The organism is Gynuella sunshinyii YC6258 (assembly GCF_000940805.1).
Lineage (GTDB): Bacteria > Pseudomonadota > Gammaproteobacteria > Pseudomonadales > Natronospirillaceae > Gynuella > Gynuella sunshinyii.
The window spans coordinates 2,043,318-2,066,533 of the sequence record NZ_CP007142.1 but is presented as its reverse complement, the minus strand read 5'-3'; the positions used below and the strand labels follow the sequence as shown (position 1 = coordinate 2,066,533).

The window sequence follows — 23,216 nt, the reverse complement described above, 5'->3', positions numbered from 1 at the left end:
GATTACATCCTCAACCGCTGTGACGGCGACTGCACAATGCGGCCATCCAGATCAAATGTATAAAGCTTGTGAGTGGGAAAGTAGACATTCAGATCATCATCCACATCGTAGGCGTGCACGCCGGACAGATGTAACACCAGGCTCATGTAATCATTACGCACATGCAGAAACGTCTCTGAGCCGCTGATCTCCGCCAGATCCACCTTTACCGACAACTCCAGATCGTCATCGTTCTGCGGCACCAGAGAAATATGCGAAGCCCGTACACCAAATTGATATTTTCCCGGCTGTAACTGGCGCAGATCCTGATTTAACGGAAAATGTACCTGTTCATCGAAAGAAACTTCTGATTCAGTCACCCGGCCACTGACCACATTAATGGGTGGTTCACTGAACATCTCGGCAGTCAAAATATCGTTAGGATGATGATAAACATCTGCGGTTGGTCCGTGTTGCAACATCCGGCCTTCATGCAAAACCGTCGTGGTCCCTCCCAGCGCGAGCGCCTCATTGGGTTCCGTCGTGGCATAAATGGCAATCGTATTGCGCTCCTTGAACAGCTCTCTGAGTTCCTGTCTTAACTCTTCGCGCAACTTATAATCGAGGTTCACCAATGGCTCATCGAACAGCACGATGGAGGCATCCTTAACCAGTGCTCTGGCCATCGCCGTGCGCTGCTGCTGACCGCCGGACAATTCCAGAGGCAGGCGATCCAGATACTGTTCAATATGCAGCATTTCAGCAGTCTGCTGAACACGCTGGCGGATAATGGACTCACTCAGGTTGGCCAGTCGCAGTGGCGAGGCAATATTTTCATAAACCGTCAAATTGGGATAATTGATAAACTGCTGGTAAACCATGGAAATATTGCGGTCTTTAACCGGCACACCGGTCACGTCCACACCATTCATAAAAATGCGGCCGTCTGAGGGGCGATCCAGCCCTGCAATTAAACGCATCAATGTGGTTTTGCCAGCCAGGGTACGGCCTAGAAAAACATTAAAGGAACCCGGTTCAAGGGTCAGATCAACATGATCGATCCAATAGACGCCATCGACCGTGCGACTGACGTTCTGCAATTCAAAACTCATAAATAAACCCGCTATGGTTGATTCCGCTGTTATTGTTACTTTTTCGGAATTGTTCGATTAAACAGATTCGAACATTTTCAACCTGGAGCAAAGCGCGGGCCAAACCGGAACATTCATCCACTAAAAATTTAGAGTGTTATTGAAATCAATAAGTTAGATAGGAAAATTGACGTATTCGGGAGCGATGAAAATAAAAACAAAAACGTTCAAAAACGAAAAACTGTTGACAATTGTTCAAAACAAAAACACCATCTGAACACTTCTCTGAACAGTCATACACAATAACAACAAGATAACTGTATTCAGATATATAAATCCGTTACAACAATCTGCATTTATCGAAAACCGGCCATTGCAATAACAACTTTGAGTTGTATCCGGACCAAAAAACAGCGGGAAAAGAACATGAACCGGGAACTCTCTCATCAAGAGCTGATTGAGGCTTCGTGGCAACGATGTGAACATTATGGTTTGCAGCATAACAGCCAGCCAACTTATGGCACCCTGAATCAGGGAGATATCAGCGTACTGCTCGACCAGCACCACACACTGATTCATACCACTCAAAAAGACGTTCTGCCGTACTACGATCATATTCTGTCGAACTCCAAATGCCTGATATTATTGGCTGATCCCAATGGCCATGTATTAAGCACCTGGGGAGAACAACGTTTTCTGCAGCCCCATCAAACAGAACTCAAAGTGGGAAACCAGTGGGTGGAATGTGGCACCGGCACCAATGCCATTGGAACGGCCATAGCTACCGGCCAGGCCGTACAAGTCGGCAGGGAAGAACATTTTCTGCGAGCTAACCGTTATATGGTTGGTTCTGCAGCCCCTATTTTTAACACCCATAAAGAAATGATCGGCGTGCTGGATATTTCATCAGATGCTTATCTTCCACAGGACCACACGCTCGGTATGGTCAAGCTCATGACATTAACGGTAGAAAACCGGCTGATCTATAATGCCTTCGCGCGCGAGCATCTGTTAATCACGTTCAACACCAACATCAGCTCGTTGCACAGCCCCTGGTCCGGCCTGATTGCGATAGATGAAAATGGACGGATAATTTCCGCTAATAGACGAGCGGAAATACTATTGGCACATAACCTCGCCCTGGTCGAAATAGAACAGATATTCAACTGCCACCTGCATGAACTACGCTGCCAACCGGAAGGCATTCCACTGGAAGTGCATGCCATGGGCAAATACCGCATTCATCTACTGGTTCAAAAACCCAAGTACAACCCCCTTCGGGTTCCTGATTTCCGCCAGACCCAACAGCAACCTGACACAGAAAATAGTAGCGCCAGAACCAATCCGGATCTGCCAGCAGACGTTATTCCATTGAACGAACTGGAACACGGCGATCAACAAATGGCCCGGATGATCAAACAGGCCAGCCGTATCATCGAAAAGGATATTCCGATATTGGTACACGGTGAGACCGGCTGCGGTAAAGAAATCTTTGTGCGTTCACTGCACTATCATTCCAGTCGTAGCAAAGGCGCATTGGTGGCCGTCAATTGCGCCGCAATTCCAACAGACCTGGTTGAATCAGAATTGTTCGGTTACGAAAAAGGTGCGTTCACTGGGGCCAACAGCAAAGGCTCCATCGGCCTGATTCGCAAAGCGCACCGGGGCACCTTATTTCTCGATGAGATCGGTGAAATGCCAGGCCATGTACAATCCCGATTATTAAGAGTGCTGCAAGAGCGAAAGGTCACACCATTGGGCTCCACAGAATCCTACCCTGTCGATATCAAACTGATCTCGGCAACCAATCGCCAGCTGAAACAACAAATACGTACAGGTGAATTTCGTGAAGATCTCTACTATCGAATCTCCGGACTCAACCTCGAACTGCCAGCTCTGAGACAACGGCAGGACAAAAGCGCACTGATCACATACATCCATCAACGCCTTTGTGACATCCACAAAGAACCGTTCATCCCATTAAGCCAGGATCTGCTCAACCAACTCACCGCCCACCCATGGCCCGGAAACATCCGCCAGCTAACCAGCGTACTCAGCGTCGCACTCGCCATGGCAGATGGAGAAAAAATGGAAGACTGGCATCTGCCAGATGACTTTTATGATGACCTGAAAAACAGCTGCAATACCGTATTTAATGCATCACCAGACCAAGTGGAAAAAAACGCAGAGAATAAAGATGAACTGGAGATCAGAATTGCGAGACTCTATCAGCAAATGAACGGCAACATATCACAGACTGCTAAAGCTGCCGGAGTGAGTCGGAATACGGTTTATAAATATATTCGGAGTGGCAATTAAGTAGCAATATTTTTGAGATGGCCATAGTGAGCATATTCAACATAATGGGAGTTATGAGACTCCCACCTTCTAAAAAAACCTTAAGGCTACCACTCAAGGCTTGGTGATCACTCGCTCCAACACACAATGCTCACCCCCACTATCTCGTGCCCGAACAGTCACATTTCTCTGTGTTACCTGAGCAGATAACAAAAGAGATAAAACAGCTTGATATCCAGGCTCATTGCTATCCAAAGTCAACCAGAAATTATTTGTACAACCAAGTCCTTCGATGCTGTGTTCAGGGTTTGTCTGAACCAGGATATCACCAGAACTGGATACAACAGAAATCAGCTGTATTTTTACATCATCAGAATCCTTATAAGCAGCCAATACATTAATAGACAACAGCATAAATAACGATATCAATATTTTCTTCATATGAAAGCCTGAATCTCACTTTTAATTTTTTAGCAGTAGTTAATATATTTTCTCTGGAGCAGAGCTTCAATTAACGATACCTCTGCTCCAGTGATTTGCAAAAAAAGCTGATTATTCATGGTGATGTTTATGTAATCAGGTCAAGTTTGAATGACTACTTCTTAAAAACATCAATGAATTTTTTCGAGAATTAAATGAGTCTCGTCTCCAAAGCCATTCGTCAGTACTGGATAGCTTTGCGTTGATGTATAAATCTCTATTTCATCGCCATCCCCGTTAACTTTAATCAACGAAGCGCTGATACCATAAAAATTGCTTTCTTTAATCTCAGCAGAGTTATAGGGAATGGAGAATTCAATTGGTAGATGATCCAACTCAGTAATTGATGTCTCCGCAATAAGTACGTATGAAGCATCCGCAATAGAGTAATCAATGAGCATTACATGGGCTTCGCTTATGTCCTGCAAGGAGTTTCCATCTTTGATGTTAAGAGTTCCAGTCACTTGAGCCTGTATTTGCGAATCATCTTCAGCGTTCTGACATGCTGGAATGAGCAACAAAGTCAGACTCAGCATAAGTGATAAATGAATAAAATTTGTACGCATATTCGTCAATCTCTGTATTTTTATAGTATTAACAAATTGATTGCAGGTAGTATGTCTTCATACCCAAACACCGTGACTGAAGCTGTATCTGTGTCTGTATTTCCGCTTGGATCTGTCACAGTTAAAGAAAGGCAATAATGTCCTTTTTGATTGTAGCTGTATTCAAGCATGGCTGAACTGGTAGTAATCGGAGCACCATCTCCAAGATTCCATGTATAGATCAGACTGTCTCCATTCGGATCAAAAGAGTGCCTGCCATCGATAAAAATACCGTTGCCAAAAAGCACGGAATAGGAATCTTTATCAAGCTTTGCGACTGGAACGATTTCTGGATAATGTGCATTGATAGATGCAATATCCAGCGTGCTTAAGCCATTCCGTTGTCCAATAACGGCTGATTGCAGGGGGACGATAGTAGGACCTCCAGAAGAAAATGCATAGGCACTATAATGCATTATAGAACCATAGTCGTATTCGCCAACATCATCTCCATCACTAATTTTTTGATTAAAATTATGCTCTTTCCCTGGAATGATATTGTCCCTATTTATTTGGACATATTGGTCTCGATCTTCTCTCGACTGTTCATGCCATAATCCCAACGTATGACCGATTTCATGTACAGCGTTGCCAAAACTGCAGGAATTAGAAAGATTCAGTTTCTGTTGTCCTCCTCGCCGTCCAACGTAGGACCAACATGCATTTTCATCACTGACTATGAACACATAATCAGTGTATGTGCTTGCGTTATTCGAGGTTCTTTCTGTAAATTCTATCGCAGTATTTCGCCGCCAATGTTCCATGGCATTTAGAACTCTATTTCGTGTTGACAATGAAACATTGCTACCAAATTGATATGGGATAAGATTGTTGGGCCAGCGATAGCGTTGGCCGGTGATAATGATTGAGCGAGTTGGAATGTTGTTCGACTGATTCGTGATTATTGTTTTCCATTTTTCTGCCTCCTGAATCGTACCCAGGATAATGTCTCCTTCCAGAACAGCCAAATCTTTTTGTTTCTCATAAGTTACTTGTTTATTAAAAAAACCGTATCCGCTTATAAACGTTGTATCAGTTCCGTTAGACGGAATCTGATTATTTTCTTCGGTATTAATCTCTGCCAGTGAAAATGTAGCCATGAAAAATGTTGCTATACACAGAAATTGTTTTTTCATAAAGATATCCTTTTTAACAAATTTATATGGTCGCCGAAGTGGTGTTATCCATTACTAATGGGGAGTAGAACTTCATATCGCCAAAAAGTCTACTCCAAACAGTTTACAAGCAGGCTAATCATTCATGGTGACATTGTAGATTTTGGTTTGCATCTCTGAGGAAATATCATTCTAACCATACCTCCTTTACATCAACCAGCTGTCAACGATGCGCGCCCTGGCCAATATGTACTCCCGCCATCACTGAACCACTCAAAATTACAGACCAGCGACTCCCAAACCTGTCATCTTCGCCATCGTTTCTGGAGTACAACCGCTCGTTTGATCAGAATCGGACAGACTTGAATCAACCGGGGAATACCAGATCATAATTTTCTGTTTCTGAGCAATCATCGATAGTAGCGATGACAACATCGATTTTCCGGCATCGGTTGTTGAATCAAAGGTAAATTGTCTGGTGTACCATGAACAGGTTGAAGGAACCTTACCCTCTATTCCCAGAAACACCATTCCCTTCGAATCAATGTGGTATATCTTTGGAACAGCATCACCGCAATAATTGGCAGCATTACAAGATAAAGCACTGGCTGATATGGATATAAGAAGAGCTGCTGATATCACGAATACTTTTGATAAGAGCATTTTATGCATGATTAATTTCCTTTTTTGATTTGAAGCGCACAAATCTATTTGTGTATTTTTGACGATACATAATCAGTCAAAAAGATTCCTGAATATGTAAAACGAGATTATCCCATCAAAAGGATGAAATGAAAGACCAAATTTTCTTACAGCCAAACAGATCAGAATTATATTTTTTTATTCGACATCTGATTGAAAAATGAGATTGTTAAAGTAGGATACCGGAACAAATGAACACTCCATCGGTCTCCTATTTTCCAGTTCAATAATTCATCAACAGAGCAGTCATCATTATTAACCGGTCTTAAGATAGCACTCCGAAGACACTTTAACCCCCTTGCTCCATCGACGCTTAAATCGATCCGCATACTGCAATAACGAAACCCGAGAACCAGCACTGTCTCCATACGACCGACCATAACTTTGAACATGTTTCAGCCATTGATTCGGGTCGATACCCAGTCGGCTGATTAGCTTTTCGGTGTCAGGATGTATGGCACCCCGTTTGTCATCTCGCAGACAACGACCAGTGGTATCAATCAAATCGAAATAGTCTTCTCGGGTGAATGGAAGGGCTGCATGAATGGCATCCTGCTGACGTCCACTGAAGGGCATCAATGGAGATTCCGGTAGGTGATCGAGTTTTAACTCACGCTTAAGTTGGCGTTGTTTAGAAACACGTTGGGTGAGTGTTTGTTCGGTAACGGTTTTGGTTTGGGTGTTTTTGTATTTGGCGTAATCGAACAAGCGTTGCTGAATTGAGGTAAAGTCGCTATCGATCAGATCATCCGCCATGGCAGCACGTACTGGGTTCAGGTCCACATAAGCCATACAGGTCAGTAATGCACCTTCATCCAATAATGCCTGAGATTTGAAGCGACCTTCCCAGAACCGGCCTTTGCAGTTGTCTTCTTCATTGGCCATACGGGCAATGGTTTCATTGACACCACGCATAAACCAACTGATGGAACACAAACGTTCACGCCACTGGGCAATAGTGACCGACACGGCTTGCAACTCGGCGGTTGACATCGTTTCACGCGCCGCCAGCCAACGGTTGATCAATACATCCCCGTTGTACAGCTGCAACCAGCGTTCCACTACTTCGTCATCCGACCAGCTTTGAGCGCGTGCCTGATCGACGTGCAATACAACATGATAATGATTACTCATGATCGCATAGGCACAAATATCAATGGCGTAGACATAGGATAAAAATCGCAGGCGCGATACCAACCACTGCTTGCGGTGATCGAAGTTCTCACCAGTTTCAGTATCAACGCCACACAAATACGCCCGCCGAACACAGCGCACCATGCAGTGATAAAAGGATGTCTCTTCCAGAGAGACTTGTTCGTTACGGGGTTTGGTCATGGTGTTGGATGTTAGTTGATGTGGGAATGTAATTCAAGTTTTTGGGTGTCCTATTTTTATCTCGAATATCTAATAGCGTATGACGTGCCACCATCAAAATTCAAGTTTGTGGGTGTCCTATTTTATCATCCTTTTCTTTTTTGCCAGCAAGTTATGGGTGTCCTTTTTTATTTTCTTTCACGAGCTTTAACTACATATCAATCGAAGTATTAACAACTTCTTTTTTTGCTATTTCAATTGCTTTTTCCATATCCTCTAAAGTTATGGCGATATGCTTTTCACTAGAAAAAAAGCGAAACCACTGCACATCATTATCATCAACTCTGACCTCAAGAAAAGCTGGCTCATCACCGTTGGAAAGCTCCAAAACCAGCCCTTCACTATCTGGGACAGAACACAATTGAAAGTTTACTTTTTCAATAATTTCTGTATTTTTCAACCTACAACCCTCGACCTAAAAATCCGATTAATTCATTGGTCTGCGAATAAAAGCCCTAGGTTTTAGTTAGGGCTTTACTATGTAAAAATTTATAGACGCTTTAAAAAATCAGCATCAAAGCCATGCCAGTCACTTTCTACCGATAAAAATAAACTGGATAATTCAACAGAAAAAACTATTTTGAAACTATCCCAATCTTCAACTTCATTACTAGCACATTGCTTAAATCCCCTAAGTAAATCTTCTATAGATAACCAAGGGCTATACACACGACTTCCAAGCGATAGCGGCTCGAAATTATCCTTTTCAAAAGATAAACTCGATGACATATTTGCAGAAGAATAACCATCTACAGAACCACAAGTTACATTTTTACCATCTTTATTTTTTACATAAATTTTGGCGGCAAATGGAGCCAACCCAGCTGATACCGGCTCCAATGCAGTCTTATTGTAAGATTCACCCGGATCAAAATTTAAAGCTAAAAAACCAACTCTGTATTGATTTTTATCATTAACTTCAACACCCAAAGAAAGCTCTGGCTTACTTTGGGTCACACTAGAAATTGTCATGAGCAGCACCAAACATAAAATTAATTTCATTACTTTGGTCTCCAATACTCTCTTGTCGTTCCAGGAGCAGTCCAGCCCTCCCCAATTGGAACCGTCGTTGTTTTACTAGGCCCAGGATAAATTACTGTACCGGCGGCCATGGTTACTGTGCCTGAACCAGTAATAACTGTGGAATGTTGCACTTGGCCTCCGACCCTATAAACCACAACAGACCCTTTAGTACCGAATGGCGTTTTAACTAGCAACGACTGATTACCCAGCCATGACTGCATATCCTGATTATCAACCCAGAATTCCCCGCTAGCGATTGAATATCCGTGACAATCATAATCCCATGCCATATTAGTACTTAAATTTTTATATGCAGTAATCTCTGATCCATCTTTCATAGTAAGCACACCAGGCTGTAGTGTCCCAGGACCAGCCCTTCTTGGATCAACCTCTATCGGGTCACCAACAGAAGTTTTTGGGTGTCCTATTTTTTTTTTGAAGTAAACGCCAAGGCAAATGAGCTGAATACTTACGAATGAGGCTGATTTTTAAAGAGCTGCCTAATGCGAAAAGCGTTGAGGACATCGAGCGATTATTGCCTTGGCACGTACAACTTGGCTAGAGTGTGGTTCGATTGGCGCTTACACATTGAATTCAAGTTTTTGGGTGTCTTATTTTTTGCACAGGCAAAAAGAAAGCGGCTAAAGCCGAAGCCTTGCCGCTTGCATTCAGTTTGTTGTGAAGAACCTTCTGAAGGCATTCACAACTTTTTCATTGGGGGCTGTCCCCGATTGTTTGCTTAAGTTGAAAAGACAGTCTGCTTCTCAACTTTTTGTTTGAGAATGAAAGTTATACTTTCAGAGCCGCTACCGACATCATAAAAAACAGTTAAAGACAATTCCCCGCCTGCACTTACAACCGATTTCAAGTCATCCTCGTCCACTTCAAAAAGCTTCAAACCTTTATCAAACTCGAACAATTCATGATCAGGAACATGAGCCTCTAAAACTAATTCGCGGTTAAAGTTTTGGCTCTTTTCCCAACCATCGCCAATAATCACGGCACGCTCAATATTTATAGATTTTCCGGCTTTATCTGAATATAAACCAAGCCAGGCCACATAGCTGGTGTGGGTTGCCTTATTTATATCAACGACAAGTAGAATATCATCAGCTTTGAAAGCGTTGAGGGTACTAGCTCCAAAGTCAAAATTCTTATAAAACTCTGCTGACTGCTCATGTTCGTACTTAGTAATTTTTGCTGTCTTGCAGGCTGACAGCCCAAAAACAGCGAGCGCCAACAGAATAAGTCCAAACACTATTTTTGCACTGATATACACTAATTTTCTCCTCTTACGTTGCCACCCGCAGCATATGGAACAACATCTAAAACAAGGTGCCCCAAACCTTTGCCAGCATACGCACCCCATCCACCGACGTCATACCACCTGTCAGGAACAGGGGCTGGATTTACATAATTATACGTACCAACATATTTGGAATCAGTTACCAAACTTAGCGTATCACCGTTGAAAACTGCTTCACGACCGTCGGGATGAATAAATTTCAATTCCGGCTTACCGACACCGTTATCGTGAAAAATAGATTGCTCTGGAGAAAGTAATGTCCATTCGGAGCCTTGGCCTGTAGCTTGTTCATAGGTAGGTAAATTGCCGTTACGAGCATCGCGTCCTTCAAAATGCCAGCCCGTTGCTTTTTTCCACAACCCTTTAAAGAACCCATCTCCCTTTTGTGCACCCTCAGTCGCCTCGCCATTCAGCAAATGCGCCATTGCTGCAGTTCTGGCCCCATTTTCAAACTTCCCACCACCAATCACTGAAGTTGTTCCCCCAACTACCGCTGCAACTGTGGTTCTCGCCGCAATCGCCGCTGGGTTTCTGTCATCCATATATGTCCCTCTGGCATTTAACCCCAGCGTGACGGCCTTTGAAAAAGCTGCACTCATAAAGCCCTGCCCAAAGTCTCCCCCCTGCATGACAGCGAATGTACCTCCTGCAAATCCATGCGCCGCAATCGCAAAGATACCTGAAAACCTAACGCCAATACCACCATATACCGCAGCCTGGATCCCGCCTAAAATACCGGCCCTGACAATACCCCCTATTCCTTGACCATCCACAGCAGCTTGTGTCGCCCCTCCAGCCACACTTCCTATCATCGAGGCCATGTAAGCACACCCTGGCCCACACACAGCCATCGCCCCAACCATCACAATGCCAGTTACTATAATACCTGCATATGGCTTGATGGCTTCCCAGGCCCCTACTATCGCATGCCCCAGTTTATTCCAAAAATACCCACTTGGATCGGTGTATTTCATAGGGTTATTCATCACATAGGAATAGCGATTATAACTCTGACTCAAACCGTCCGCCTGTATATGCGGGTCTGCACTGATAAACCGAGCCAATGTCGCATCATACATGCGACCATTCATATGAATCAGGTCAACTTCCTGCACCTGTTCGTGCCCGGTAAAGCCTTTATTAGTAAACGGCAGTTGCGTCACATATAAAGGGTCTTCCAGTATGGCTTCGGCATTCCAGGGAAAAGTACGCAACTTGCCCCACGGATCGAAGCTTCTACGATCAACAACATTGCCATATGCATCGGTTACCAGATCCACACTTCCCAGTGCATCTTTATGCAGGTAACGAGTCTGAACATCTTTTTTATTAGAAACAATCTGCTCGGCCACCAATTGTCCAGCCGCATAGATATAGAGTTTTTCTTCCTTATCAGCCCCTTGAATCAACTGCTCATAGAGACCACCAATGTAAAGCGTCACATCTCCAGAATGATTGACTTTTTTATAGCGAGCCCGGTCAGGGCCATAATTGAAGGTAACAGACCGACCATTTTGCCTGATTACAGTAGGTTTATTATCAGTGCTCCATTGGATGGTACGACCATTTCCAGAGACCATATTACCATTAGCATCATAACTATATGCATTGTCACCAGCGTGAGTGACGGCATGAGGGCCAGCAGCTCCTTCTCCATAAACGTAATCACCCACATCAGATTTATAAGTGATATTTCCGAGGCTGTCATAATTGAGGGTCTGCACCTGATTCAAATCATCTACAGCATATTTACCGCTGCTGACCTGAGTGGAGGAGAGACGATCCATACGATCATAGGTGAACTGTTCGCGAATATCGTTTACCAAATCATCCCGTAGCGTAACATTCTGGTATTCATCATACTGGTACTCAAGGTGTCTAACCGGGTTGAACGATAACAGCCCACTGTGTATTGCCTGTAATTGGCCGGTCCCCTGATTGTAAGCGTAATCATTCACGATACCATTGCCATATACCTCAGCGCTGATACGGCCGGAAGCATCCACATCAATGGCCCGCCAATAGGTAATATACTCATCATCGCTCAGCATATCGCCATAGGCGTCAGCGACGTTTTCAAGCGTATGTGCAATTTGGAAGTCATGATCAGCGGTTGCCAAAGTCTGTTCAGCAAGCGTTGTGAGCTGCTCAGCAGTCGAAGAATAGCTTTGTGCCTGGCGAGCTATCAGTTCACGCACACTTTGTAATTCTTCGATGGTGTTATTCAGATGATTCAAGAAATCGGCAGACAGCACTTGCCCTTCTGCCACACTGGCTGACAATAAATTCTGATGCTGTTTCAGGTTAGCAACATATTGATCATGCGCAACAGCATCACAGGCACAGGTAATCGTGTTTTGATTCAACACATAAACATGATCTCCATTGTCCTGTAAAGAACCCTCTATAGCGTCAAATTCTGTAGCGGAAATTTTGGTAATCACCTGCTTATTACCAGTAGTTTCCACTTTAAAATGATATTTTGCAGGGATAATCACCGGAATCATAATTTCGCCAGCAATAGGTATGAATGTATCCGGTATTTTGATATAAAACGTCGAACCATTACCTGCACTTAGGTAATCATAAGCATAATTCTTATTAAGGCCATCCGTCGTACCCTGTTCGAATTGAATCGTTTGCTCAGCCAGAAGCACAGCATAATTATCTATACGGCTCTGATAGTATTGACCGAGCTGTTTCAAATCGTTTGCTCAGCCAGAAGCACAGCATAATTATCTATACGGCTCTGATAGTATTGACCGAGCTGTTTCAGCTTCTGAGCCTTGGAAAGATACTCTTCCGCCAGCGCAACAGCGTCATTAATCAGTGGCTTTAGTTTGGAAAGATCGTGCTCCTCGCTCTGAATACGAGGACCTCTGACTCCGGTTAGATACCCTAAAGAGTCATAGATATTTTCAGTATAAAAATGGGTACTACCCGGATATATAGTTTTGGCAACCCGCCCCAGAGAGTCATATTGCGTAGCAAGTTTTTGGGTGTCCTATTTTCCACTATTTTCCATCCTATTTTCCAGTGTTCAATAATTTCTGTATTTTCCAACCTACAACCCTCGACCTAACAAGTTTGTGGGCGTCCTATTTTATCATTCTCTAATTTAATTGTTTCTTAAATTATTGCCGGGTTAATTAATCACCAATTTCAGACTTAATTAGCGCGTCAAGTTCGCTACGTTCATATGCGTTTAGACAGATTAACAGAACACTTTTTTTATCATTGTGGTTTGATACCGGAACAGATTTACCAACCTTTTTAGCGTAATCACTTACAGCTTTAACCACACTGAAGTCTGAAGATATTAAATCTGTCGTATATCCTAAGCTGCCATCAAACTTTTCAAAATCAAGCTCACTATGACCTTCATTAACACACCTAAAGAAAAAATACTGTTTTAAAACATCTTGTTCACCAGCTTGAACACAGGAGCATAATAAGACAGGTAGCAGAAAAATTATTTTGAATACATTCATGGTTAGAAACTCCACAAGCTAGTTTTATGTGTGCCACCAGTCGCATTAAAGTAGCAATGTACTCCAACGCAATCACTACCATTAAACAAAGTAGCATGTCCCGATACACCAAACTGACCGGGGTAATTCGGCCTCATGATATAAATTCCCCGCTGTCCTTGAAGCTGATTAGAGAAATCACTTGTGTAAACAGTGAATTCAAGTTTATGGGTGTCCTATTTTTCTCTCTATTTTTCTCTTGCTGATCCCAACGATCCACCAACGATCCAGATCGTTGGGAAGGGCCTTCTGATGGCATTCACAACTTTTTAATTGGGAGCTGCCCCCGATTGCTTTTCACTGATCGACACCTCTCTAGCATTTTCACATCCACGTAAAACAGAAGGGTATTCAACCAAATGTAGTCTTGATAATTGAGTTTGAGCCTCCACAAACCTGGCTTCTTCATAGAGATCAGAATTTGTATTAACAGTAATTTGTTCAATTTTTTTTTCATTCAGAGAAATGAGCCAATATTCAATCTTATCCTCATAGACTGTAGCCAAGCTTGAATCTGAGCACTCATAGTCATGGGTAATTTGACGAGCAACCAAAGCATAATCACCAACTACACGATATCCCAGTACATAGTTAGGTATAACCACCGAATCACCGCCACTGCCCTTAACAGAAATAAAAGATCTATTATCACTCCAGTCATTTAAATAAAAATTGGTGTTGGCTATACGCTCCACGACTGGCCTTTCACTGCAACCCACTAATACAAAAATAATAAAAATATTAGCAACAATAAGTAATCTATTTCCGTATGACATTTGCATTCCCCGAAGATCTAATAGCGTATGACTTGCCACCATCAAAATGAGCAATTATCCCACCCACATTTCCAATGTTTCTTGCAAAGTCCCTAAAGCTATTTACATCGTGCCATTCGAAATCATAGTTGCCTTGATAAATTCCAAAAGTTCCATCACCTCTGTCCCTCAGTGTTACTTGACCATGCACCCAATAATTCGGGGCTCCTACTGCTTTACCAAGCGCGTCAATATTCCCAGTTCTTGGATTTAAAGCAAAATTGTCAAGTTGTTTAATTACGAGCATCGAAGCATCAACAGAGGATCCTCGACATCTCTAATATAATCACATTTTGTATCAGCTGAAGTATAAGCAGCATAACCTAAAATTAGCATAACGAGAAAACATTTAAGGGCGATGAATTTCATAAGATACCTTCTCTATATTTTTTACTTGGATACATGTTCTCAATTCTAGCATCTACATCGTCCTTTCTTTGTTTAAAATCGAAAACCCAACGCTCCCCATTAAACATCTGAATATGCCCAGCTGCTGGCTTTAGTAAGTTTATGGGTGTCCTATTTTATTTTTAATTTCCTATTTTTTAATTATTTTGCAGAGTTTTTGGGCGTCCTATTTTTTTAATTACCATCTTTAAAGTCACCTCCATTAAGTTTGATGTCACCCCGCCAGCCAAGCCATTCGCGCCAACTCTCGACATATCCCAACTATTACCGTAGGCACCCGCAATTCCACCAAAGGCTGCCCCTGAAAATGCACCTTTGAACTCGGCCTGCATCGCGTCTCCAAAGCTTGCTCCGCTAAAGACCGCCATCGATACTCCTGTCGCAAAGCCAGCAGCGGCGCCGCCAACTGTCCCCCCCTATCATCGAAGCGGTAGCCAAATGATTACTCATGATCGCATAGGCATTGCGCAAGAGGTTACTTAGAAAATTTACCCAAAGGTACAAAATATCTATCACCACCCTTATCCATAAAAACTTCCCCAATATTCTCCAGACCCTTCGAGTTAAAAATAGAGCAATTATTATTGGAGGCATTACCTAACTCCTCATGCACCTGACACGAAAATCTAGAAAACGATATTTTCCCATCATGAAGCAATAAATCGTAATTAAGCCCATATAGAGAGAGAATCCCGTTCTCAAGCGTATAATGAAAATACACATAAAACATTTCTTCATTTGCTACTTGGCTAACACCTAAGGAGGAAATAACGGCAAATTTCCTTGCTCCAACCTTATAAAAATCTATTGGAACTTGGGAAAAATCACTATCGGAAAACGTTATTAGACTGCTATCTCTATCTACACTTGCCAGAGTAAACTCATCTTTAGAATCAATGGACTTCCATTTTCCGAGAATGTACTGAGAAGGTGAAAACTGATCTCCACCTATAGGACTTTCTAGCCCTACTTTACATCCCGATAAAAATAGTACAAACAAAAGGTATAAAGCTTTAATAACATCGTTACTTTTTATCATAGACTTTCATTCCTCCCGCCCAAAACGGCAACCCTGTGACAGTAACCATTCCATTTTCATCGACGGTAAGCGTACTCCCCTCTTTAGTGACCCACATTCCCTGGTCTTTTTCTAAATCACTTTTGACAAAAAACTTTCCGTCTGGAGAATTTACAACTTGCTCAACTCCTCTTGCCACCAAATCGGTATCCGTTTCAATATCAGGATGACGATCTTTGGGTCTTAACTGGAAAGGTTTATCCTTTTGTGCACCCTCAGTCGTCTCACCACTCAACAAATGTACCATTGCTACGGTTCTGGCCCCATTTTCAAACTTCCCACCACCAATCACTGAAGTTGTTCCCCCAACTACCGCTGCAACCGTAATTCAAGTTTTTGGGTGTCCTATTTTACTTACTCACAAAATTACATTTGACAGTCCGGGGGCGTCCATATATGCCCTTTTTTATTTATTTACTGCTATTCTAGCATTTCATCTTTACAATCTAATTCACGGAACAATCTTTTCATGTCAGTCTTGTATTCTATTTTTTTTCGGAGAGAGATCAAAATCCCATTACGATAATTCAAAGAAATCACAATATTCTTAGTTTCCTTTCCGAAAAAAGAATAAGTTTCACCTATGTCATCAATAACATTGTGACAACTTGGTGGTTCCAAAGCATTAAGTAACTTTTTATAGACTCTGACATCATTTGTATTTTTTGATTTTTTACCTATTACATTTTCAAAGTGATTATCTGACAAGTATTCTTCTATATTTTGATAAAACCCATTTTCATAATATTTAACAACAGGTTCTACACTTGAAGAATCTGCATACTCCTCACATAAAGAGATACTACCAGGAGTACTATGTACGTTAACCTCCTCAACAGAATAGATCCTAACCAGATTTGTATTTTCACTTGAAGGATAATCAGAAAAAAATAGCTTTACAGCACGATCATTCCCGTAAAGACAAAGATAGTCATCTTTCATGGTATTTTTTATATCTAAATCAGAAAAATTAGTCTTCAAAAAATACTTATCAAGAGAAAAACCCATATAACTTGTAATATCGTAATTTTGAGCAGTAGATGACATGCTCAAGCTATAGAAAGAAAGTAAGAGAACTATAATTTTAAGTTTTTTCAAATGGCCCATATTGTTGTACCTGTTTTAATTTTCTTCCTGTCTTCAATTTGTATTATCAAACAACCTTGCGAAGCATCTCTATATACACCTGCACCTCCATGAATATAAAACCCATCTCTACCCAACATGGAGTTCTTTTGATGAGGATGCATTTTAACCCATTTTCGCGTACCGTCCTCAACTTCGGCAACATATGTTCCTTTAGGAGCAGGGCCGGTGAACGCAACATTGGCGTAGGCAGGGTTATTTTCCGCCACTGGTACTTTCCCTTTATTTCCACCAGAATAACCATCCCCCGAAACGATAAGCTCACCATCTTCCCATAATTCATAATGCCCTGTTTTCTGATCCCATATTAAAGTAGCATTGACATCTGGATTCTCTGAAACTATCTGGTCGTACTTATTTTTTAGCTGTTCTTTAGTCATTCTTAGCTTTCTCAGGTTACTTAAATGCAAGCCGAGCCTTCTTGAATGATAGTATTCTTCATATGCTTTTTTCTGAACTGCCTGCTCATCCGATGTTTTTTCATCACCACAGGTTGTACATGCTTTGTTGTCTTTGTCAGAAAGCTTACTATCCTTATCCCCTGAAGAATCATTCTTAGCTACTGTCTCATTCTCGCTCGTCTTACCAACATTACCATTGGTATCTTCTCCAGTCGGTTGTGGCGCATATCCCGTTGGATCCACATACCCTGCCGGATTATTCAATACATAGGCGTAACGGTTGAAAGAAATCGGATTACTGTGATCCACATTCAGAATGTCGGTCTGCATAAACCGCCCCAGAGCCACATGGTAGGTTCGTCCACCCATGTGAATAAAGGGCGTATCCGGTATTTTTTCATGTCCGGTAAAGGCCAGGTTGGTCCAGTCGAAACGAATATCTGCGCTACGTAATGGCGCTTCTACAGTCAACTGCTCCCCGGAAGTTTTTGGGCGTCCTATTTTGTGGTTAGAGCCTCCTCTTGTGCATCAAACCCGATGCCCATATTGATTTATCAGTAAAGGTAAATGTGACTTCAACACGATTATTATCCAATTGCCGAAAGATAGTGTGGCCAAGTCTCTCTGTTGACGGCATATAGCTATCAAAAAACAAAGAACCATTCTTAGAATCCCACTTAATGTTCGAAACCAAAAAAACCTCACTGTCTATCGCATCAATAGCACTAACCTCAAATTTCCCATCCACAACAGTAACTGTATATTGAGCACGAGCATCTTCATCATCACCCTGCCAACTCCAACCAACGGATGATCAGTTGGCAAGAAATCAACTAAACTTCCCATAACTCAATCTCCAAATGACTCAATATATGCATCTATAATTTTGCTCAGCGGCTAGCTATGCAACCGTCAGGACACATATGCTCATAAGACTCTTGCTGAAGTTGCTGTTCTGTTTTAGGTAGCAAATTAGGATCCAACAATACTACATCCCAAACTTTTTGTTCTGCCGCAGCTCCTGCTGTACCGAGACCATTAGTAATTCAAAATTTTGGGTGTCCTTTTATATTTTTTTTTATATTTTATTCTATAAATCAAGTTTAAATAGACACAAGTCATCCTCTGAGGTAGCTTCCCGCTCGTTAAAACTAGGCAGCTTTTTAATCTCAACGATACTAGATTTGACAACAGACTTGTCAATGAACTTAAGCCCCACGTCAATACGTAAATAATGGCCTTCATATTCACCAAACGATGTGAAGCAGCCGTATGTACCTAAATCCACAACCTCAAAATGAGCAACACGTTGCTCCGCTAGCACCCCTTTTAAGCTGTCATGACTGGAATTCGGATCACTCCTCAACAATTGATACTCATTCCAAATCCAATCGCACTTTGAGCTTCTATCACAGTCGTCAACACAATGGCATTGGATAACAATCTCCTCTTCTCCCCTACCGAAACAACACACAGCCCAAAAAAAAGAACTCAAAAAAACAATTTTTACCATATATAGCACCCATCAAACCCATGTTCCAGCAGCGCTCTGTCCTATCATAAATAATTCCTAGGATATCGACATAAAGCATCACTAATCATAGCTTTCCGTAACACAACGGTAGGATCAATTGTTCCAATAGAGAAAATTCTCTTCTTCCGAACCAGCCCATAATACCCGGAATTTTAATCGCCCCTGCCCAGATAATATCCCTAGCCCAACTCTAGGAAAGCAAGTTTTTTGGGTATCCTTTTTATCCCTTATCGCAGGAGCACAGATATCAATGGTGTGAACATAGGATAATAACCGCTGGCGCGAAACCAACCAATGCTCGCGGTGGCCAAAATTTTCATTCTATCTTGCAATTATAATAATCTAAATTTCCGTTTACTATTTTAAGAAGAGTTTGTTCGAATTCATTTATTTTTCTTTGCCGTTCAATATTCAAATTGGAGTATATTCTATTAAAACGCAGACAAGGATTATCGATATCTAACCTTAGCTCTGGACTGGGATCTACTATCGCAGCAATTTTATACGTTATATTTTTATCCGCATCGAATAACAAGGAAAGCAGCTCAATTCTGTCAGGCAATAAATAGGACAAGAATGCAAGTATTTTTTCACTAACCTCCCCATCGGTATAGTCCACTATTTTTGCAGCCAACAATGCCCACTCATAACTATTAACCCGGCGATTAAACATACCTGTTATGCAGCGTAAGCAATTTTTTTATGGATAAAATATTTCCGCACTCGACCAGGTTTCTTTTGTAACATCTGCATATGACTTCGAACTTTTTTCTTTAATTTTTCTTTGTTTCTCGCTGGCTTGCCACTGTGAACACCTGCTTTCAAATCACAATTCAAATATTCATCCGGATTCAGTTCCGGTGAGTAGGATGGTAAATAAAATACCGCTATGTCTGCCCGATGTTTTTCCTGCCAAGCTTTAAATAGTTTTGCGTGGTGAACACGAAGATTATCCAATATCAGATAGACCTTTCTGCCCGCGCTTTTGATGATACGCTCACAAAAATCAATCAGAATGTCGGTATTCATTGACCCATCGAATATCTTAAATCGAACTTTTCCCTGATTGGTCACCGCCAAAATCATATTGGTGGAAGTACGGTTGGCATTAAGCCGAACAACCGGTGTCTTTCCTTTTGGGGCATAGCCTCGTTCGTGCTGGCTGTCATTACGCATACCCGTCTCATCGCCCCAGTATATCTCTGCGTTTTCACGTTTTGCTTGAGCTTTTGATCTTCGGATAATCGTCATCCAACCACTGTTGAACGGCTTTCGGATTTTGCTCGTACGCTCGCTTTGCAGGTTTTTGGGGGGTCATGCCCCAACGTTTGAGATAATCACCGACCGTTCTCACTGGCAACTGGATCTTGAATTCCTGCTCAATCAACTCGCACACGGCTTTTCGTGTCCACAAGACATAATCCAGTTTTAACTGGTCGGGCGTTTTGTCGATGATCTGTGATCTAATGTGTTTTTCCTGGTCAGCAGATAACCGTCTTGCTTCTCCCTGCTTACGCCCCCTCGATTGACAGTGAGGTTGGTTGTGTCGAGCTTTAACCATCGACCGATCGTATCTGGATGTACGCCGCCGAGCTCTTGACCAATCTCTGCGCGTGTGAATCCACGCATGCGTAACCGATGTGCCATGCGGCGTTTTTCTTCGATCACTTCTCGTGGTAGTTTTCTTGTGTCTGTTGTCGTTTCCATTGGACCATTGTATCAGATATTCTTTTTCGCCGGGTTAATATATTTAATTAATGATTTTTAAGCAATAAGTCACAATTCCAGATAGCCTTAGAGCTTAACACCGTGTAACGAAGACCTGAGCACGATATCTCTCTAAAACAACCCCCTTTTCCACCCCAAAAACAATCTGCTGACAATCTAGACGGATGTAAGAGGCTTCCTACCCCTATTTGGTAGTTCGTATTTTATCCAACTCTTCTATATCCAAATAACCACATACCGGAGAGGAGTAACCTATCAGAGTAATTTTTTTGCCGGCAATATATGCAGACATCAGGAGTGACAACATCTGCTTTCCATAATCACTGTCTGTTCTTAAAGCAAAATCCCAACTAGCAAGAACAGTACAATCGCTCTTGGAGCCATTTACATCAATCAACACCCAATTCTCTTGGGACTTTGACATTTCCAGTCTATTAATAGTGGTGTTTTCAACAGTTCCTGAAAAAGCAAAAGCCGAGCAGAACAATGCACAGATAAAGGCAAGATTTCTAATTTTTTTCATATTTTAAACTCACTTTTAAATATCTTAACTACAAGGTCAAAAATTAAATTCAAAGTCTCAGAATAGAGATATAAACATTGATTTATGAAGATCTAATAACAACAAATAAAACAAAGCATCTCTTTATGGTGGGATATGTAAAATGAAATGTTGTGCTGGGGGGGGGGAAGAACGGAGTTTTGAACCAGATCCTTCTCATACAACATTTCCATTATCAAAATCCTTGAACACCAAACCAATCTGAGTATTTTTTAATCAAGAAAATGCAGTCCAATACTCAATTTCCGCAAATTGTGCACGAATTGTTGACCAATCAACAAACCAGATTCACTTAAAAAATGTGAAACAATTCACAAAAAAACGATTAAAATAATTGATTTTTCAAAATACAACAAAACAGCTCATATTTTTGTGTAAAAAATATACAAATAATGTAAACAAGTATCTTCTGGAAGCATGAGCAGCACCTTTCACTTCTGCCAACAAGAAAAGTACGAAAGCGACTTTCATTTGAATACTGACTTGAAGACATATTTTCAAAAAGACGATGCCGCTGTTTTACAGAGGATGAATTACTGGCGTATCAAGGAATTTGGAGAGAAAACGATTTTGAGTGGGGTTCGACAATACTCAATCTATTAATCCGGAAATTAAATATGTCGGGTTAATAGTGATGCTCGGACGCATCACCATGGGCCAATGCCAAGTTAATAAAAACAAATTTTAATCTGCCATTTTTTATTAAAGGAGGCCTTTCAAAGTCTTGCGTTCATAAGTATGGATACGGAAACATACCTTGATCATGTAGTCATTATGATAAACACGATATATTTACCACACTGATTGCAGCTGGAATAATGGGCCTTCCCGATCATGTTAGAAAATTCCGAATTTCGATATTAATTACCCCCCAGACCAGACGTCTGATATTTTCGACCCACGGAACTTCAATACATTCATGCAATTTAAGATGCAAGGAGAAACTCTTGAACAAATATCTATTCTCAATCATGCTATTTGCCTCTGCATATTCTCATGCAGCAGCAGCTCTTAAACCACAAATGGTCAAGGCACTGGCAAATGGCTGGGGTGGATCAAACCTGTATATCAATACGGACTTGTCACTATAAAGTGAAAACTGCAGTTCTACAGATAAGCGCTATGTTCTCGAAAGCTCTCATCCGCAATTTGACCTGCTTTCATCCATGCTCCTGTCTGCTCTCCACACACACGCCAAAGTTCAGTTATATGTTGATGGTTGTGGTAGTAATAATTTAATGAATTTAATGTCAGTCAAGGTGTTTTCGAACTGATATTTTTTAAGCTGAATGGCGTCTCTTGAAAAGAGAGCCGCCACGCCATAACCACGAGTATTAACAGGTTCTTTTTTCGTATTTTTCTATTTCTCACTCAACGATATTTTCGCTCACATGCTGTCAACACTACTCTATGGCAATTACTCATTCAAATACCTATAGTACTCTTCCGGATATCAGGGAGAGCGAGGAATGTTGTGCCAGAATTGTCATCAAGACATTAAAACCAAAGGATTCAGGCTGTCTTTTCGGTTGAAATGCAAGCATTGTGGAGCCCAATACAATGTTCATCAAAAGTGCCTCAATCCAAAGCAAGCTACCGTGTGGAATATTGGCTTTTTTGCTTTTGTACTGTTGAATACATTTATGGCTCAGTATGTCAATAGCCACTATGGAATGGGTTTTGCGGTTCTGTCTTCCACATCTGTCATGCTCCTGTTCTTCTTTGGTTCTCGCAGATTCAAGCCACTTTATGAAACCTGTTACTGGCCGGTTATTCCAATTGATCCCGCTATCGTTCGGGAGGACTCAAAAGCTCTGATCCTGTCGATTGTCCTGGCCGGTATGGTTACCGCTGTTGTGATGGCTTTCGTTTAACTCAGCCGGCAAAGTAATGATTATTGGCATTTGTCCGTATGCACCCACTCCTGTTAAATTGTTATCTTAATAATAAAAATAACCTTGCCAAACGGAAAACACGGAATCAGGTATTGGGAAGTCAAAAACAGGCACTTATCCTGTGAGTGACCGCTACGAAGTTCGCC

24 protein-coding genes and 1 pseudogene are annotated in these 23,216 nt (G+C 41.7%); 3 read left to right on the top strand and 22 right to left on the bottom strand.

Going from position 1 to position 23,216, the window contains the following annotated elements; translation table 11 throughout:
• Positions 1-2: 2 nt before the first annotated feature.
• On the bottom strand, positions 3-1,091 hold the full coding sequence (locus tag YC6258_RS09195; protein ID WP_044616736.1) for an ABC transporter ATP-binding protein: 1,089 nt from the start codon (positions 1,089-1,091) through the stop codon (positions 3-5).
• 405 nt (positions 1,092-1,496) lie between these two features.
• Between YC6258_RS09195 and YC6258_RS09190 the strand changes: the two genes are divergently transcribed.
• The gene (locus YC6258_RS09190) at positions 1,497-3,389 is read left to right on the top strand and encodes a sigma-54-dependent Fis family transcriptional regulator (RefSeq protein WP_044616735.1); all 1,893 of its coding nucleotides are present in this window, start codon (positions 1,497-1,499) and stop codon (positions 3,387-3,389) included.
• A 93-nt stretch (positions 3,390-3,482) separates the two neighbouring features.
• Here YC6258_RS09190 and YC6258_RS09185 read toward each other — a convergent pair whose 3' ends face one another.
• The 21 genes and pseudogenes from YC6258_RS09185 to YC6258_RS09080 form a co-directional block, all read right to left on the bottom strand.
• A complete protein-coding gene (locus YC6258_RS09185; protein ID WP_044616734.1) occupies positions 3,483-3,809 on the bottom strand; it encodes a hypothetical protein in 327 nt (108 codons plus the stop codon).
• A 170-nt stretch (positions 3,810-3,979) separates the two neighbouring features.
• A complete protein-coding gene (locus YC6258_RS09180) occupies positions 3,980-4,414 on the bottom strand; it encodes a YbaY family lipoprotein (protein WP_044616733.1) in 435 nt (144 codons plus the stop codon).
• Positions 4,415-4,434: 20 nt separating this feature from the next.
• Positions 4,435-5,589, bottom strand: coding sequence for a Dot/Icm T4SS effector Zinc-dependent metalloprotease LegP (legP, locus tag YC6258_RS09175; protein WP_052830179.1), 1,155 nt, complete (start codon positions 5,587-5,589; stop codon positions 4,435-4,437).
• Positions 5,590-5,847: 258 nt separating this feature from the next.
• On the bottom strand, positions 5,848-6,240 hold the full coding sequence (locus YC6258_RS09170; RefSeq protein WP_044616732.1) for a hypothetical protein: 393 nt from the start codon (positions 6,238-6,240) through the stop codon (positions 5,848-5,850).
• Between the two features lie 285 nt (positions 6,241-6,525).
• A complete protein-coding gene (locus YC6258_RS09165) occupies positions 6,526-7,605 on the bottom strand; it encodes a transposase (protein WP_044616731.1) in 1,080 nt (359 codons plus the stop codon).
• 190 nt (positions 7,606-7,795) lie between these two features.
• Positions 7,796-8,044, bottom strand: a complete 249-nt coding sequence (locus YC6258_RS09160) for a hypothetical protein (RefSeq protein ID WP_044616730.1) — start codon at positions 8,042-8,044, stop codon at positions 7,796-7,798.
• A gap of 89 nt (positions 8,045-8,133) precedes the next feature.
• Positions 8,134-8,646 carry a hypothetical protein gene (locus YC6258_RS09155; protein WP_044616729.1) on the bottom strand — a complete coding sequence of 171 codons (513 nt, stop codon included), beginning with the start codon at positions 8,644-8,646 and terminating at the stop codon, positions 8,134-8,136.
• The gene (locus tag YC6258_RS09150; RefSeq protein ID WP_044616728.1) at positions 8,646-9,005 is read right to left on the bottom strand and encodes a hypothetical protein; all 360 of its coding nucleotides are present in this window, start codon (positions 9,003-9,005) and stop codon (positions 8,646-8,648) included. The genes YC6258_RS09155 and YC6258_RS09150 overlap by 1 nt, the downstream gene beginning before the upstream one ends.
• A gap of 401 nt (positions 9,006-9,406) precedes the next feature.
• Positions 9,407-9,946: a hypothetical protein gene (locus YC6258_RS09145; RefSeq protein WP_044616727.1), complete on the bottom strand. Its 540-nt coding sequence runs from the start codon at positions 9,944-9,946 to the stop codon at positions 9,407-9,409.
• Positions 9,946-12,678, bottom strand: a complete 2,733-nt coding sequence (locus tag YC6258_RS09140; RefSeq protein ID WP_044616726.1) for an RHS repeat domain-containing protein — start codon at positions 12,676-12,678, stop codon at positions 9,946-9,948. Before YC6258_RS09140 ends, YC6258_RS09145 begins: the two co-directional genes overlap by 1 nt.
• Before the next feature lie 444 nt (positions 12,679-13,122).
• Positions 13,123-13,464: a hypothetical protein gene (locus YC6258_RS09135; RefSeq protein WP_044616725.1), complete on the bottom strand. Its 342-nt coding sequence runs from the start codon at positions 13,462-13,464 to the stop codon at positions 13,123-13,125.
• 308 nt (positions 13,465-13,772) lie between these two features.
• On the bottom strand, positions 13,773-14,279 hold the full coding sequence (locus YC6258_RS09130; protein WP_044616724.1) for a hypothetical protein: 507 nt from the start codon (positions 14,277-14,279) through the stop codon (positions 13,773-13,775).
• 584 nt (positions 14,280-14,863) lie between these two features.
• On the bottom strand, positions 14,864-15,094 hold the full coding sequence (locus YC6258_RS09120; RefSeq protein WP_044616722.1) for a hypothetical protein: 231 nt from the start codon (positions 15,092-15,094) through the stop codon (positions 14,864-14,866).
• A 107-nt stretch (positions 15,095-15,201) separates the two neighbouring features.
• A complete protein-coding gene (locus YC6258_RS09115; RefSeq protein WP_044616721.1) occupies positions 15,202-15,765 on the bottom strand; it encodes a hypothetical protein in 564 nt (187 codons plus the stop codon).
• Positions 15,752-16,096, bottom strand: coding sequence for a hypothetical protein (locus YC6258_RS09110; protein ID WP_044616720.1), 345 nt, complete (start codon positions 16,094-16,096; stop codon positions 15,752-15,754). Before YC6258_RS09110 ends, YC6258_RS09115 begins: the two co-directional genes overlap by 14 nt.
• Positions 16,097-16,224: 128 nt before the next feature.
• Positions 16,225-16,911 carry a hypothetical protein gene (locus YC6258_RS09105; RefSeq protein ID WP_044616719.1) on the bottom strand — a complete coding sequence of 229 codons (687 nt, stop codon included), beginning with the start codon at positions 16,909-16,911 and terminating at the stop codon, positions 16,225-16,227.
• Positions 16,899-17,822: an RHS repeat-associated core domain-containing protein gene (locus YC6258_RS09100; protein WP_082070627.1), complete on the bottom strand. Its 924-nt coding sequence runs from the start codon at positions 17,820-17,822 to the stop codon at positions 16,899-16,901. The genes YC6258_RS09105 and YC6258_RS09100 overlap by 13 nt, the downstream gene beginning before the upstream one ends.
• Before the next feature lie 619 nt (positions 17,823-18,441).
• Complete coding sequence (locus YC6258_RS09095) at positions 18,442-18,864, bottom strand: hypothetical protein (protein ID WP_044616717.1); 423 nt, start codon at positions 18,862-18,864, stop codon at positions 18,442-18,444.
• A 337-nt stretch (positions 18,865-19,201) separates the two neighbouring features.
• Positions 19,202-19,558 carry a hypothetical protein gene (locus YC6258_RS09090; RefSeq protein WP_044616716.1) on the bottom strand — a complete coding sequence of 119 codons (357 nt, stop codon included), beginning with the start codon at positions 19,556-19,558 and terminating at the stop codon, positions 19,202-19,204.
• Between the two features lie 5 nt (positions 19,559-19,563).
• A pseudogene (locus tag YC6258_RS09085) lies at positions 19,564-20,592 on the bottom strand (IS630 family transposase).
• Positions 20,593-20,797: 205 nt separating this feature from the next.
• Positions 20,798-21,136: a hypothetical protein gene (locus tag YC6258_RS09080; RefSeq protein ID WP_044616715.1), complete on the bottom strand. Its 339-nt coding sequence runs from the start codon at positions 21,134-21,136 to the stop codon at positions 20,798-20,800.
• Positions 21,137-22,122: 986 nt separating this feature from the next.
• Between YC6258_RS09080 and YC6258_RS30190 the strand changes: the two genes are divergently transcribed.
• A complete protein-coding gene (locus tag YC6258_RS30190; protein WP_169748951.1) occupies positions 22,123-22,266 on the top strand; it encodes a hypothetical protein in 144 nt (47 codons plus the stop codon).
• 552 nt (positions 22,267-22,818) lie between these two features.
• Positions 22,819-23,049 carry a hypothetical protein gene (locus tag YC6258_RS29560; RefSeq protein ID WP_144407597.1) on the top strand — a complete coding sequence of 77 codons (231 nt, stop codon included), beginning with the start codon at positions 22,819-22,821 and terminating at the stop codon, positions 23,047-23,049.
• Positions 23,050-23,216: the final 167 nt, after the last annotated feature.